This window comes from Paenibacillus darwinianus (assembly GCF_000598065.1).
In the GTDB taxonomy this organism is placed as follows: domain Bacteria; phylum Bacillota; class Bacilli; order Paenibacillales; family Paenibacillaceae; genus Paenibacillus_I; species Paenibacillus_I darwinianus.
The window spans coordinates 24,243-39,284 of sequence record NZ_KK082139.1 but is presented as its reverse complement, the minus strand read 5'-3'; the positions used below and the strand labels follow the sequence as shown (position 1 = coordinate 39,284).

General features: G+C 60.9%; 13 protein-coding genes and 1 pseudogene. All 14 read right to left on the bottom strand.

The genetic code is table 11. The annotated features are described in order from the left end of the window. Positions 1-258 precede the first annotated feature (258 nt). A complete protein-coding gene (gene uraH / locus BG52_RS04465; protein WP_036583232.1) occupies positions 259-654 on the bottom strand; it encodes a hydroxyisourate hydrolase in 396 nt (131 codons plus the stop codon). 5 nt (positions 655-659) lie between these two features. Then, entirely contained in the window at positions 660-1,649 is a 990-nt protein-coding gene (gene pucL / locus BG52_RS04460; RefSeq protein WP_036583192.1) for a factor-independent urate hydroxylase, read from the bottom strand. Then, entirely contained in the window at positions 1,642-2,190 is a 549-nt protein-coding gene (gene uraD, locus BG52_RS04455) for a 2-oxo-4-hydroxy-4-carboxy-5-ureidoimidazoline decarboxylase (protein WP_051587787.1), read from the bottom strand. The genes pucL and uraD overlap by 8 nt, the downstream gene beginning before the upstream one ends. After that, positions 2,187-2,711, bottom strand: a complete 525-nt coding sequence (locus BG52_RS04450) for a nucleoside deaminase (RefSeq protein ID WP_223298915.1) — start codon at positions 2,709-2,711, stop codon at positions 2,187-2,189. Before BG52_RS04450 ends, uraD begins: the two co-directional genes overlap by 4 nt. Then, positions 2,671-3,222, bottom strand: a complete 552-nt coding sequence (locus BG52_RS04445; RefSeq protein ID WP_081793569.1) for a (2Fe-2S)-binding protein — start codon at positions 3,220-3,222, stop codon at positions 2,671-2,673. Before BG52_RS04445 ends, BG52_RS04450 begins: the two co-directional genes overlap by 41 nt. After that, the gene (pucD, locus tag BG52_RS04440) at positions 3,219-5,564 is read right to left on the bottom strand and encodes a xanthine dehydrogenase subunit D (protein ID WP_036583213.1); all 2,346 of its coding nucleotides are present in this window, start codon (positions 5,562-5,564) and stop codon (positions 3,219-3,221) included. The genes BG52_RS04445 and pucD overlap by 4 nt, the downstream gene beginning before the upstream one ends. Positions 5,565-5,621: 57 nt before the next feature. Next, positions 5,622-6,512: pseudogene (locus BG52_RS16370) on the bottom strand (FAD binding domain-containing protein); the annotation flags it as partial. A 51-nt stretch (positions 6,513-6,563) separates the two neighbouring features. Continuing rightward, positions 6,564-7,493 (bottom strand): ABC transporter permease, encoded by a 930-nt coding sequence (locus BG52_RS04435; RefSeq protein ID WP_036583191.1) that lies wholly within the window; start codon positions 7,491-7,493, stop codon positions 6,564-6,566. A 17-nt stretch (positions 7,494-7,510) separates the two neighbouring features. Continuing rightward, on the bottom strand, positions 7,511-8,629 hold the full coding sequence (locus BG52_RS04430; RefSeq protein ID WP_036666885.1) for an ABC transporter permease: 1,119 nt from the start codon (positions 8,627-8,629) through the stop codon (positions 7,511-7,513). Then, positions 8,626-10,158 carry an ABC transporter ATP-binding protein gene (locus BG52_RS04425; RefSeq protein ID WP_036583176.1) on the bottom strand — a complete coding sequence of 511 codons (1,533 nt, stop codon included), beginning with the start codon at positions 10,156-10,158 and terminating at the stop codon, positions 8,626-8,628. The genes BG52_RS04430 and BG52_RS04425 overlap by 4 nt, the downstream gene beginning before the upstream one ends. Before the next feature lie 87 nt (positions 10,159-10,245). Further along, positions 10,246-11,409, bottom strand: coding sequence for a BMP family ABC transporter substrate-binding protein (locus BG52_RS04420; RefSeq protein ID WP_036666883.1), 1,164 nt, complete (start codon positions 11,407-11,409; stop codon positions 10,246-10,248). A 130-nt stretch (positions 11,410-11,539) separates the two neighbouring features. Beyond that, a complete protein-coding gene (locus BG52_RS04415) occupies positions 11,540-12,508 on the bottom strand; it encodes an XdhC family protein (RefSeq protein ID WP_144340731.1) in 969 nt (322 codons plus the stop codon). 81 nt (positions 12,509-12,589) lie between these two features. After that, positions 12,590-13,912 (bottom strand): 5'-deoxyadenosine deaminase, encoded by a 1,323-nt coding sequence (locus BG52_RS04410; RefSeq protein WP_036583173.1) that lies wholly within the window; start codon positions 13,910-13,912, stop codon positions 12,590-12,592. A gap of 29 nt (positions 13,913-13,941) precedes the next feature. Next, on the bottom strand, positions 13,942-15,042 hold a 1,101-nt coding region (locus tag BG52_RS16365; RefSeq protein ID WP_036583172.1), incomplete at its 5' end, for a PucR family transcriptional regulator.

Below are 15,042 nucleotides of genomic sequence, written 5' to 3'. Positions count from 1 at the left end.
AGCCGCTCGGCAAGCGCGGCGATCTTCCCGCCGCGGATGCCGATATCCATCCGCCTGACACCGCCTTGCGTCACCACATCGCCGGAACGGATGATTCTGTCCAATTCCATCGTTTCCGCCTCCGTTGTTCATTTGCTGGGATATGCGGTTGCCGCGAATTCCACTCGAAGCCGCTCGGCAGAACGCTTTTAACGGCTTACTGCTCCTCATTCGGCCTGAATTCCGATCGTGCTAGCGAATTTCAACTTCTTCAATCGGCTAGCTGCCCCTGTATGTGCTATAGCCGCCAGGGGCGACGAGCAGCGGCACGTGATAGTCCTCACCGGCGTCGGTAACGCGGAACCGGATAGGCACCCGATCCAGGAAGGCGTCTGCGTCCACGCCCGCTCCCCCGTTCGCCTTCCGAAAATAGTCCGCCACGTCAAACACAAGCTCATACAACCCGGCCATCAGCGGTCCGCCGTCCGCCCGCTCACCGAGCATAGCGGCTCCAACCCGGCCGTCGCCGTTCGTACGCGCTTCGCCCAGCAAAACCGGTTCGCCGGCCTCATCCAGCCGATATAACCACAGCCGCATGCCCGCCGCCGGCTTGCCCTGGGACATATCGAGCACGTGGGTAGTCAACCGGCCTTGCTTGCCCGCGCCCTCATACATAGCGCTCACGCACTCGCCTCCGCCTTCAGTTCCTCTGCGACAGCCGGCAAATCCGCGCGCGTCATCGTGAACCCTTGGAAGCCGTACGGCGGCCGAGGTTCCGTAAATACGCCTGGGCTTTCGCCATCCGCCGGCTCCACCACAGTCTCCCACGTTCGATTGTTCGATTCAAAGCCGATTTCGGCAAGCTGCGGGAAGCGTTCCATCACCCGCAAACCGATCCGGTAAATTAAAAATTGAATGGACGGCGATTTATTTTCATGAAAAACATTGTGCGCAATATCCCGGATTTGTTCGGCGGGCACGTACCGGCCGGAAGATCCGTCCAGCGCTTCCCGCACATCGGCATATCGCCAGAACAGGTTGAGAAAAATAAACAGGGGCCGGTCGTAGCTGTCGGGAAGCGTCGTGTATTCATCCCGGACGAAGCCGTAAAACGAGCTTCCGCTGACTTTGATCAGTTGAAGGTCGGACAGGACGCACTTATGCGAGACGAAGCCTGCCCCCGCTCCCGCTTCCTCTCCGCCGCGGACCAGCTCCAGCATCGCTCCGGCGCGGTCGTTATGCGATCTTCGGTAGACCAGCCCGCTTTCCTCCAGCCCCTCGGCGCCCGCCACCTGCAGCGGCTGAAAAGGGATCCGGTCGCCCCGGATTACAACCGCGTCAATATGCGGATATTTCGCCATGAATCTGTCGCCGATGTACGCCAGAAAGCCCTCCGTCGTATCTCCCTCGAAGGAAGCCGCCTCGCGCAAAATGAAATTTTTCATCGAGTCCGTCGCTATGACCTGCGAATTGTCGCCTGCGAGGAAGGAGCTTAAAAGCGACTCCCCGCTAACGGAAAAATGCACGTTATGCGCAAAAATGACGTTGCCGTCCCCCGTATACGAGGACTCCGGAATAACAGCTGCGCGAAGCGGTTTGGCATAAGTCCGGTACACATTCACGTCGCCTTTGCCATAATAAAGCATTCGTCCGGAATTTAATTTAAGCATGTCGGTCAGCCCTTTCCTCCACACAGGATTCGTCGATGAGGTCGTCTAAGCGGAAGCCGGCAATCCGGTCGATCTGCGCCAGCGCCTCCTGCCATTCCGTCTCCGGATCTTGCTCGATCCTCATGCCCATGGCGGATAGCATTTCATCCTTTGTCTTCCCGCGCACGGCCATTATAAAAGGGAATCCGAATTTGTCCGTATAAGTCCGGTTCATTGACATAAACGCTTCAACCTCCGCCGGCTCAAGGCGGTCCAGCCCGGCATCCCGCTGCTCGCGGGACGAATACTCGCCGGCTACAAGCCGCGCGGCCAGATCGGGGTGGGCGCGGAACAGCTTCAAAATTCGCTTTGCGGGAGAGAGCCGCACGATGCGCATCATTTTTTCATGCAAATCCTCCTTCGAGACAAACGGACCCAGTTCCCAAGCGCTCTCCGCCACCCAGGGCGAATGCTCCAGCACCGCGCCCAGCTTTTCCACGAATTGCACGCGGCCGTAATCGTTCAGTTCGTCAATCGACAGCTTGGACCCCGACGCCATCATGACCAGTACCCCTCATGGACGCCGGCCGCTTCGCCCTCGACCTCCGCGTACGGGCCCAGCACCTCAATCGGCTTGCTCCCCCGGGCAAACACTTCGCGGCAGGGGAGATCCAGAGTCGGATTTCGTTCATCGTTACCCGTCAGCTCCTTCAGCCTTTTCTCACTCATGGCGAACACGACCCGCCCGACATTGCCCCAATAGATGGATCCTGCACACATCGCGCACGGCTCAGCTGACGTATAAAGCGTATAAGTGCGCAGCTGCGACTTTGTGAACCGCTTCGATGCGGCTGCCATCAACGTCGTTTCCGCATGCCCCGTGCAGTCCGATTCCGTAACTTCAATGTTCCCCCGCTCCAGCAAAATGTTGCCTTCCCCGTCGGTCAACAGCGACCCGAAAGGCGTGTTCCCCGCCTCCCGCGCCAGCCTCGACAGCTCCACACAGCGGCGAAGGAGCCGAACATGGCGCATCTTTTCAGTTTCAGCCGACGTCCGCTCCGGACCCTGCTTCATTTCCGGCATGCGCTTCCTCCTTCCCCAGCTCGACCGCCCTGGCGACCGCACGCAAAATGCCGCCGTAACCGGTGCATCTGCACAGGTTGCCTGACAATGCCTCTTCAATGTCCTCGTTCGACGGTGCCCGATTAACGGCAAGCAGCGCAACGACCGAGATGACCATGCCCGGCGTGCAATATCCGCACTGATACCCGCCTTCCTCGAGAAAGGCTTGCTGAATCGGGTGCAGTACGCCTTCCTCCGCGCCGCGCACGCCTTCGATCGTCGTGATCTCTTTTCCCTCGCACTGGTACGCCATTGCAAGGCAGGCATTAACCGGCTCGCCGTTGATCAGCACCATACAGGCGCCGCAGCGTCCGATGTCGCACGAGCGTTTCGTACCGGTCAGCAGCAGATCGTCCCGGAGAATCGACAGCAGCCGCTTGGCCGGCGGCACGTCAAGCGTCGCATCCGTTCCATTCACGCGGAAAGCGAGCGGTTTGTACGCTTCCGGAGCCATTATCGATTTGTCGATCATTTGATGCTCACCGCCTTGTCCAGAAATGCCGGCCTGCGCAGAAGAAGCCTCGGCTCGATTGGAAGTCGGCTGACGCGAATGCCCGTGGCCTGCGCCACGGCTGCGGCTATCGCGGGCGCGAGGCCGACCGAGCCTACCTCGCCAATGCCGCGGGGGCCGTGTGTATCTTCGTCAGGAAGCTCCTCAATCGCGAGCACCGATACCGTGCCGCGCTGATCCGCCACCGTGGGAATCAAATAGGTGTCGAGGTTGCGGATCAGGTAATGGCCTCCCTCCATCATCGCCTCCTCCGTCAGGGCATAGCCGAGCGCCATGCTGCCGCCGCCCTCGATCTGGCCGACGAAGCCCTGCGGATTGATGACCGGACCGGCCGCCACCGCGTGAAATTGGTCGACTACACGGACGCGGCCGGTTAACGTATTGACCTCGACCTTGACCGCGACCGCCGAATAGGTGTACAGAAAGTGGGCGCCGACCGCAGCCGTTTTATCCGTCGTCGGAAAATGAAAGCTCGTCTCGGTGCGAATCGGCTTCTCCACCGCAGCCGCCAGCTCCGCATAGCCGAGAAGCGGCTCCGTATGAACCCCGTGTACAGCAGCCGTTGCTCCGGCCGCTCCGGCCATCCCGGTTCCCGCATCGTAAATGCCGCCCGGTCCAAGCCTCAGCGTATCCGGCGGCCTGTCGAGCGCTTGACCGGCCGCCTCCAGCATCGCTGCGGTAAACGGCGCGCGCATATTCCGCAGCGATTTCCACATCATGGAGGTCGCCCGGGAAGCGGTGCTGGAGCCGCTGTCCGGCACAAGATCGGTATCCCCGATCAGAATACGGATATCGTCCGCCGCGGCATCGAACGTCTCGATCAGCATCAGCTCCAAGGCGGAGAGCAGCCCTTGGCCGAACTCCTCGTAGCTGAACGACGCTTCGATCCGTCCGTCCGCAGCCAGCCGCAGCCGGCCACCGGCAGGATCGGGAATGCCGACGCCGAGACCACCGCCATGCATGATGAATGCGGCTCCGACTCCGGTTCGGAGCCAGGGTGCGTCGGCTCCGGCAGCTGCCGCGCGGGCGGACAAACCCTGCCGCTCCCTCCACAAACTGCTGTCCGCCAGCGCTCGCCACACCTGAGCAGCGCCGTCGGACTGGGCGATCGGCTGACCGAGCGGACCCGGATCGGTTTTCTCCCGCATATTAAAGCGCCGGAATTCCCAGGGGTCCATCCCGCACCGCTCGGCCAGGCGGTCCATCTGACCCTCCAGGGCAAATATCGCCTGATTGCCTCCGAAGCCCCTGAACTCTCCCGACATGCCGTTGTTGGTGTAGACGGACAATGCTTCGACCTCCACGCTTGCGAACCGGTAAGGGCCGATTACATGCTCGACGGTGAAATTGAGCACCTCCGCGCCAAGCGTTGCATAAGCGCCCGTATCGGCAACAATGCTTGCCTCGTGCGCCAAAAGCCTCCCGTCGGCGTCGATCCCCGTTTTCATCCGGAGCGTCATGGGATGCCGCTTCAATCCCGCCCTCACCGACTCCAGGCGGGAGTTGTGGAGTTTGACAGGCCTGCCCGTCTGAACCGCAAGGAGCGCGCCGTAGGGCTGAACGTTAAGCTCATCCTTGCCCCCGAACGAGCCGCCGATCGGGCTGGATACGACCCGGATGGCCGTCTCCGGAATGGCCAAAATACGAGACAGCTGCAGACGGTCCATGAACCCGTGCTGGGTCGGAGCGTAAACGGTCAGCCGTCCGTTCTGCTCCGGCACGAATAACCCGCCCTCGGTCTCCATATAGGTATGCATTTGACGGGGCGTCACATACGTTTCTTCCACGATATGCGCACACGCGGCGAAAGCCGCTTCCATATCGCCGCGCTTGTAATATCGGCGGTGCAGAATGTTCCCCTGCGGGTGAAGCGCCGGCGCGCCGGCGGCGAGCGCTTTTGCGGGACTGTCGATCACGGCCAGCGGCTCGTAATCGACCTCGATCAGACGCAGCGCCTGCTCGGCGATTTCCAGCGATTCGGCCGCTACCGCCGCTACGGCATCGCCGATATAGCGCACACGGTCCGCGCACAATACCGGCTGGTCCTGACGGGCGATGCCGAAGCCATTCAGACCCGGAACGTCCAGATGAGTCAGCACCGCGTGAACGCCCGGCAGCCGCCTTGCCCCTTCCGTTCGGATGCCGGCGATACGGGCATGGGGGTGCGGACTCCGGAGCACGAGTCCGACCAGCATATCGGGCCTTGCCATATCGGTCAGATAAGCAAGCTTCCCCGTCACCTTGCCAGGCCCATCCGGGCGAATCCTCCAGCGCCCGCCGCTTGCCGTCCGGTTCAGCAGCATGACGTCTCCTCCCCGCGCTCCGCCGGCTTCCCGCCAGATCGAAGCGGCAATCAGATTGGCTGCCGTCACCCGTCGGTAATCCGCGCCCGCGTATACATCGCCGCACGGATCGTAATCCGCCAGCACGGCTTCATACAGCGCCGCCAACGCCTCCGGCTCCGGACGCTTCCCCTCCAGCACGGCTTCGGCTTCCGTCAACCGGTGCGGAACGGTCTGTCCGCCCCCGGCCGCGATACGAAGGCCCTGAATCCGCCCCTCTTTGTCCCAGGCGCCCGTCACGGCGGCCGTAACGATTGAAGGCGTGAACGCTTCCCGGCGGCCGATTTTATGAAAAGCTCCGAATCGCTTTGCGCTCGGCGGCTGCGGCGGACCGCTGTCTTCACCGGGCACATCGGACTCCTTCGAAAGCTCGTACGGAAGTTGAATTCGCTGCAGCAGCAGCGGCGTCCCCTGGCGGAAACGAGCTTCCGACAGCCAATCCGCCGCCGCGATGTCCCGCGTTTGCGCTCCGTCGTACATTTCCAGCCGGGCACCGTAAACTAGCAACGCCGGCAGCGCGTCTCCGACGGTTGAAACGACGTTGCCGCCGATGGTCCCCAAATTGCGAATGGACGGCGCCGCGATTGAGCGAACCGCTTCCGTCAGGAGCGGAAAATATGCCGCGATCAGCGGATCGTTTCGTACCGTCGCAAGCAAGGTCAATGCGCCGATCATCAGATGTTCCGGAGCCCGTGCGATCCCTTTAAAGCCATCCAGGCCGGATAAATCGATCAAATGGGCGGGAACGGGCGCCCCTCCGGATTCCCATTGGGTGCGCAGCAGGGTGCCGCCTGAAATAAATACGCCGTCCCCGCCGAATGTATGCTTTAGCATCCACGCCTCTGCCGGGCCGCCGGGCCGCCACACCCGAGGCTGCCGCAGCGCCTTTCGTTCTTGTCCCGAATCCATCACGTTCTTCCCTCCCCTCCCGTTATCGCAGTAGGATGAGCAAGAAATACGTCACAGCCGCTGCTCGCGTATATAGGGAACGCCAAGCGCCTCCGGAGCTCCGGACGGCTTGTTTCGGCTGCGCCATCCGAGGACCATCAGGACGAGAATCGTCACAAGGTACGGAATCATTTTCAGGAAATAGGACGGGATTTCACTGCCGAGCAGCTGGATGCGAAATCCGAGCGTGTCGAGCATCCCGAAGAAATACGCGCACAGCAGCGCACGAATCGGATTCCACCGGGCAAAAATGATGAGCGCGACCGCGATCCATCCGCGGCCCGCCGTCATGCCCTCAATCCATGTCGGCGAGAATGCAAGCAGCAAATCCGCCCCCGCGAGGCCGATAAGCATGGAGCCAACCGTTACGCAGCCGTACCGGAAAGCCTGAACCCGGATGCCCATGACGTCTGCCGTCGCAGGATTGTCCCCGATCGCCCGCAGATGCAGGCCCCAGGACGTGCGGTGAATAAACAGATGCATCGCGAGAACGAGGATGAAGCTGAACCAGGTGAGCATATCAAGATTGGCGAACAAGCCGCCTGCTGCGGGTACGTTTTCCAGCCACGGCAAGTACAGCTTGGGCACCGCGCCCGGCATTGGGATGCCGCTGACCGGTTTTCCCAGATACGCGCTTAAACCGGCTCCGAACAAGGTCATCGCCAAGCCGCTGACAATCTGGTTCGCCCGCAGGGACACGGTCAGGAACGCGTGAAGCAGACCGAGGACGGCGCTAACCGCAAAAACGGCCAGCAGCGCAAGCGCCAGGCTCTCTGTACGCAGAAAAGTGAGGCAGGCGACGATCGCGCCCATCAGCATCATGCCTTCAACGCCGAGCTGGATAATGCCGGAGCGTTCGATCAGAATACCGCCCAGCGCGGCGAGCAGCAGCGGCGTTCCCGATGCCATCGCGGCCGCGAACAATTGCACGAATAAGTCCATCGTATCCGCTCCCCCCTTTAAACGTTGCGCCGCAAGCGGAATTTGCCGATCATGCCGCCTGCGATCAGGAAAAACAGAATCGCGCCCTGCAGCATGCTCGAGGTCGACGACGGCAACCCGATCGTCTGGACGCTGTAGCCGCCGACGATCAAGCCGCCGAACAGGAACGAGGAAATAATTAAGCCGGCCGGATTCAGACGAGCAAGCCAGGCCACGATAATCGCCGTGTACCCGTAACCCGGTGAAATCCCGTACATGAGACGGTGCGCCACGCCCGAAACCTCGGCCATGCCCGCCAGCCCCGCCAGTCCTCCGCTGAGCAGCATCACGAACATAATATGGCGGGACAGGCGGATGCCCGCATTGCGGGCGGCTTCCGGATTGGCGCCGATCAGTCGCCATTCATAGCCCCAACGGGTATAGCGGATAAGCAAGGCGTACAGCGCGACAGCGGCCAATGCGAACGCCAGCCCCAGATGAAGCCGGGTGCCGCCCAGCACTGGCAGCGACATCGCCTCGGTAAACACCGGCGTGCCCGGGAAGTTAAAGCCCTGTGGATCCTTCCACGGACCGAACACGACGTAATTCAGGACCAGCAACGCCACATAATTCAGCATCAGCGACGTAATCAGCTCGTTAACCTGGAAAAAGGTGCGCGGGATCGCCGTCAGCAAACCCCAGAGCCCCCCCGCCGCCACACCGGAGACGAGCATGGCCGGAATGGCGGCATACGCCGGCAAGCCCGGAAAATAGACGGTGACGGCGGTGGCGGCAATGGCGCCCGCGACAAACTGTCCCTCGGCCCCGATGTTCCAGACCGAAATCCGGTATGCGATCGATACGCCGAGACCGCAGAGCAGGAGCGGAATCGTCTTCACCAGCGTTTCGGTGAGTCCGAAGGATGAGCCAAACGCCCCTGTCAGCATTTTTGCGTAAACCGTAACGGGGTTCATGCCGTTCACCGCGATAAAGATTCCGCAGGCGGCAAGCGCGAGCAGCACCGAGACGATCGTGATCCACCACGGGCTGTCCGGGCGGGACGGATCGAATTCGAGCCGGAACGGCAGCCGCTTCGTTTTCGCTTCCGCAGCCGTCTCGCCCGAAGCAAGCGGAGCGGGAACGGTTTGCTGGTTCATACCGCCTCCCCCTCCTCGGTTAAGCCGGCCATATACAAACCGATCCGTTCGCGGTCCGCTTCACAGCCCTTTGTCTCATATACGATGGCCCCGCCGAAGATCACGAGGATGCGGTTCGACAGCTGCAGCACCTCATCGAGATCTTCCGATATCAGAAGCACGCCACGTCCCGTCTCTCTCAGCTCCACCAGCAGCCGGTGAACGCCTTGCGCCGCTCCGATATCCAGTCCCTGCGTCGGATGGACCGCAACCATCAGCTTCGGGTCGCGGCTGATCTCCCGGGCAAAAAGCAGCTTCTGCTGATTGCCGCCCGACAGCTGCCTCACCGGCGTGTCAAGCCCGGGTGTTCTGACATCGAATTGCTCGACGAGCGTCTGGGCCCATGCACGGTTGCGCGCCGTCCGCATGAAGCCAAGCGTGGAACGCTCCGGGGAACGATACGATTTGAACAGCAGATTGTCGACGATGCCGAGGCTTCCGGCGAGCCCGCTTCTCATCCGGTTCTCCGGCACATGCGAGATGCCCGCTTCCATCGCCGCCCGCACCGACGCCGTCTTGAACGTCATGCCGTCGAATGCGACGGTTCCTCGCTTCCAGCTCCGCAAACCGGCCAGCGATTCGGCCAGCTCCTTCTGTCCGTTGCCCGCGACGCCCGCGACACCGACAATTTCGCCTTCATTCACCTGCAGGCTCAAATCGCCCAAAGCCTTGCGTCCGTGCTCGGCATAAACGTCCAGATGCTTAACCGTCAGCAGCGGCTTGCCGATGCTCCGCGCTTGAGCTGGGCGTGCAGCCGGGATTTGCTTGCCGATCATCAGCCTCGCCAGCTCCCGTTCGGTCGTCTCGGACTTCGCCATTGACGCAATCATCCGGCCTTTGCGCATGACGGAAATCCGGTCGGACACCGCCATGACCTCCTTGAGCTTGTGCGTCGTGATGATGACCGTCTTGCCTTCCGATTTCATATGCGCCAGCGTTGCGAACAGCTGCTCCGCCTCGCCCGGCGTCAGCACGGATGTCGGTTCGTCAAGAATGACGATGTCCGCCCCGCGGTATAACGTTTTGACGATCTCCACGCGCTGCTGCTCGCCTACGGACAGCTCCCACACCGGCCGGTCAACCGGAAACGCAAGTCCGAACCGGTCCGCCAACGACCGGATTTCCTCCAGTTTCGTTTTCATCCAGCCCCGTCCCCGCCAGAACGGCGAGCTTTCGCCCAGGATTATGTTTTCGGTTGCCGTCAGCGATTGAACGAGCCGGAAGCTTTGAAAAATCATACCGACGCCGAGCTTCATCGCATCCTTTGGCGAGCGGATGCCCGCTTGCCGACCGTGGAGGTAAATGCCGCCGCCGGTCGGACGATACACGCCGGACAGCATGCACATCATCGTGCTTTTGCCCGCCCCGTTCTCGCCGAGCAGCGCATGGATCTCGCCTGCTCTTGCCCGGAAGTCGACGCGGTCGTTGGCCAGCACCGATCCGAATTGCTTGACGATCTGCTTCATCTCAACGGTATAACCTTCATTCATGTCGACTCCTCCTATTCCCGTTGGGGCGGATAAACCAACAAATCCCTCTGGCAAGGGATTTGTTGGTTGGTCCGTATGACGCTGCCATTATTGCGGGATCGAGCCTTCTACGCCTTTTACAAACCAGTTCATGCCGAGAATCTCCTCAAGGGGCATCGATTGGCCCTCCGCGACTTTCGCGGCTCCCGACTGATCAAGGAGCGGACCTTTGAACACCTCCAGTTTGCCGTCCAGAATTTCCTGTTTCTTCGCTGCAACGAGCTCTTTGACATCGTCCGGAACGCTCGGTCCGAGCGGCGCGATGTCAACCAAGCCTTCCGCCATCGAACCCATGTACGGCTCGTTCGTCCACGTACCGTCCATGACGGATTGCACGACCTTCGTATAAAAAGGGCCCCATACCCAGACCGGGTTCGTCAAATACGCCTCCGGCGCGTAGCGGGTCATATCGGAATCATTGCCGCCCGCCATGGCGCCCCGCTCGGCCGCCGCCTGCAGTGTCGCCGGCGAATCCTGGTAAGCCAGCAGCACGTCCGCGCCTTTGTCCAGCAGACTGACCGCCGCCTGGCGTTCTACCGTCGGATCGAACCAGGTGTTCGACCAGACCACGCTGACCTTGGCGTCTGGGTTCACACTTTGAATGCCGAGCGTGAACGCATTGATGTTGTAAATGACTTCCGGAATCGGAAACGCTCCGACGTAACCGATATGGTCGGCCTTCGTCATTTTGCCTGCCGCAATTCCGCTCAGGTAGCTGGCTTCGAAGTTTTTGCCGAAATAAGTGCCCATGTTGTCGCTCGTCTTGTAGCCGCTGACGTGCATGAATTTCACATTCGGGAACTTCTTGGCCACGTTAAGCGTCGGGTCCATGTAGCCGAAGCTCGTCGTGAAAATGATATCGTGATTCTGCGCCAGCTCGGTAATGACGCGTTCCGCGTCGGCGCTCTCGGGGACATTCTCGACGGTGTCCGCCTTGATGCCGAGCTTCTCTTCCATATATTTGCGTCCTTTGTCATGCTCGGACGTCCATCCGCCGTCGCCCGGAGGTCCAATGTACACAAACGCGACACGCGGCTTATCCATACCGGCGCCGGATGCCGCGTTGGAGCCACCGCTGTCCGCCTTTGTTTCCGAGCCTCCCTCCGGCTCGCCGCCCCCATTCACGCCATTGTTGCCGCAGCCGCCGATTACCAGAACGATCGACAGCGCCAAAACCGTTGCCAAAGCCCATTTTTTGCTGCGGTGCCTCATATGGTTCCTCCCCGACTCTCCATCTTCATCTCTGGTCGTGCAACCAATGACGTACCTCCACTATAAAATCTCCGGATGGAGGCGTCAATTTACCTGACATACAATTGGAGGGATGGCTAAAAGGAGCCGGTTAGATTGTGCACGATGCACTTTCCGCCGCGATCGCCGTTGTGCGTCCCGCCGCACGCACCGCGATGAGCTCCGCTGCGATGCTTACCGCAATTTCATCCGGCCCTTCGGCTCCGATCGCCAATCCGATCGGAGCATGAACCGCCGGCGTGCGCTTCAACCCTTCAAATAAAGCATCAATTCGTTTGCGCGAGCCCACTGCGCCGACATAGGCCGGATCCAGCGGCAGCACCGCTTCAAGCATCTCCCGGTCTTTACGCAACTGATGTCCGCACAGCACGACATAGTCTTCCGGACCCAGACGGGCCTGCCGCACAATTTCTTCAGCCGTGCCGAGCAGGACACACGATTGCGGAAAACGTCCGGCAATCGCACGGTCCGCCCGCCAATCCGCCACCGTCACTCGGAAGCCGATCCGCTGCGCCGCGTCGCAGATCGGTGCGGCATCCTCGCCCGCGCCGAACAGCAGCAGGTGAGGCCGAGGCTCAAGGCGGGTGTCGGCCATCATCATCTCCCCGGCTTCCGCGAACGGATCCGCTTCGCCCCCGGACAGCAATCGATATCGGATGCGATCCCCAATTTGCGACCGGGCCAGCCGCAGCCGTTCGCCGTTCCGCACACGCAAGCACGCCTTTTTCAACAGCTCCAGCAGCGTTCCGCTTACCGGCTCCAGCAGCACCGTAACAACGCCGCCGCAGCCGATCGATTCGCCCCATATCGCGTCCTCTCCGGGACGCATATCATAGGTGACGATCTCCGGTCGGCCGGCTTCCAGCAGTGCCGGTATTCGCTCCAGAAGATCCCGCTCCATACATCCCGGGCTGATGCTCCCGAACTTCCGTCCGTCCGCCGCAAGCAGCATCGCCGTTCCGGCTTTCCGGTACGCATGTCCGGACACATGCGTAACTGTGGCGAGCGCAAGCGGAACGTCCGACGACGCAATTCGTTCCAAAAGCTCGCTGCTCTCCATTCTGTAAGCCTCCCTCCCGTCATCCAATTCCGTGAATCGGACCGGATGCGGCGTCATGTTATCCCGTCTAACTTTATGGGTCTACAAACGTGTGAGCAGCTCCTTCAGACAGCGGTCCGCCTCCTTCAGCACATGTGCCTTATCCAACGTTCGAACGGTCTTGCCCTGCATCACAAGCTCGCCGTTGATCAGCACCGTATCCACATCGCCTCTTGTGGCGGCATATACGACCCTTGAATGCCAATCCGCGTCATAGGACGGATAGGTGTGAAAATCCTCCAGGTCGAGCAGCTGCAGATCGGCCAGCTTGCCGGGCTCAATGCTCCCAATTTCGTCCTCCATGCCGAGCACTTCGGCTCCGCCCATCGTCGCCAGCCGCAGCACCGACTTCGCGTCCATGGCCATCGGCCCATGCTTCACCTTCTGGATTAAAGCCGCCAGCCGCATTTCCTGAAACATATCCAGGTTGTTGTTGCACGGGGCGCCGTCGGCGCCCAGTCCGACCGGAATGCCGAGCGCCATCATCTCGGGCACGTCGGCGATTCCTGACGCCAGCTTCAGGTTTGAGCCCGGGCAGTGCGTAACTTTAACGCCGCGTTCGCGGATAATCCGCTTCTCTTCCTCATCCAGCCAGATGCTGTGCGCCAGGATGAGATTCGGCCGCGCCAGGCCGATGTGATCCAGGTAAACGACGTTGCGCATGCCGCGGTCGGCCTCGACGATCGCGATCTCCCCGCGGTTCTCCGAGGCGTGCGTGTGCACCTTCACCCCGTATTGCTCCGAGAGGTCGCGCACATTGACGAGCAGCTCCTCCGTGCAAGAAACGACGAAGCGCGGACAGAACGCATAGGAGATCCGGCCGCCTGCGGCGCCATGCCATTTTTCAAGCAAACGTACGCTCTCTGCCAAGGAATCCGCCGTTTTCTCCTGAAGCCCCAGTGGCACCTCGGTACCGTAATCCATCATCACTTTGCCCGACACGGCCCGAAGTCCGCTTTGCTCGATGGCGCGGAAGGCCGAGTCGGTATGGTGTACGGTCTCCATGTCAAGCACGGTGGTTGTGCCGCTCCGAATCAATTCCCCGGCGCCGAGCATAGCCGAGTAATACACCGATTCCTCGTTATGGGCCGCTTCCAGGGGCCAGATTCGCTGCCGCAGCCAGTCGATCAACTCCAGATCGTCCGCCTGCCCGCGGAATAGGGTCTGGCATAAATGCACATGCGTCTGCACGAAGCCCGGCAGAAGCACCCGGCCGCGCGCCTCCACCGTCACTTCGGCCTCCACTTGCAGGTTCCGCCCGATTTGGGCGATCCGGTTTCCTTGTATCAGCACATCTCCGCGGACGATATCGTCCGTTGTGTTCATCGTCATCATTATGGCGTCTCTTATGAGCTTCGTCGTCATCCTATCGCCTCCCCTGGTCCGGGCTACGATCAGCGGATGCGTTCGGAATCGAACGCGCCTCCGTGCAGCAAGCGGCGGAAATGAAAGGCCAGCTTAAGCCGCAGCAGATCGTTCACCTTCTTGAAGTCCACATCCAGCATCTCACCCAGCTTCTCTATGCGGTATGTCGCCGTATTCCGATGTATGAATAGCTTTTTCGCCGTCTCTCCGAGCTGTCCGTCGCACTCGACATACGTTTCCAGCGTACGGAGCATATCGGCCGCATATTCCGGATCCTTGTTCAGCAACCCACCGAGCAGACGGTCGCAGAACGTCCGCATGCGCTCGGGGGATACCTGCTCGAATACATAGGCCAGATCGAGCGTTTCGTAACGGACGACCCTTTCCGACACATCCCAGGCCGCCGCCAGCCGCATCGTATCGAGGCATTCGTTGAACGCTCCGCTGAGTCCGGGCGAATCGCGCTTACGGCTGCTGACGGCGGCGCGCGGCGGCGCGCCCTTAAGTCCTGAGAAGCAGGCGGATAACGAGGTGACGACGGCATCGGCCGCGTCTCCGGATACATCGGGAAACACGGACAGCAGGCCCTCCTCCAGCACGAGGTGCACGCCCTTCATATCCTGAACGCGCGCATGGCCGAGATAGGCCGATTTCAGTCCGTCCAGCTTCTCCGCCCTGACCGTTGACAGAGGATGGGTCGGATAATCGGTCAGCACGCAGCGAAAAGGCCTGCGGAGCAGGTCGATCTCGAAACGGTCCGCGTATTCGTCCAGGGAAGCGAGCGGCAGCCCGTTTTTTAAATGACGCTTGATCAGCAGGCCGAAATCGCGCTGAACCGACAATTCGAAATAGTCCTCATAATTGACGTTCATATGGAACGCAAGCAGCTCGGCCGCCTGTAAGTATAAACTCTCCTCGACCGGAGAAAGAAACGGTTGCGGGTTGAAAAAAAGTACGAAGCCGGTGCATTGCGATTGCTTCTTGAGCGGAACGCGAAAAGCCTGCCAGCCTTCCGATTTCATCCACCGGTGATGCTGGGGCCATGGCCACTGGCCGAGCAGCTCGGCATCCGGATGCACGGAGGAATTATAGACCATTTGGCCGCGCGAGCCGACCACGGCCATCGGATA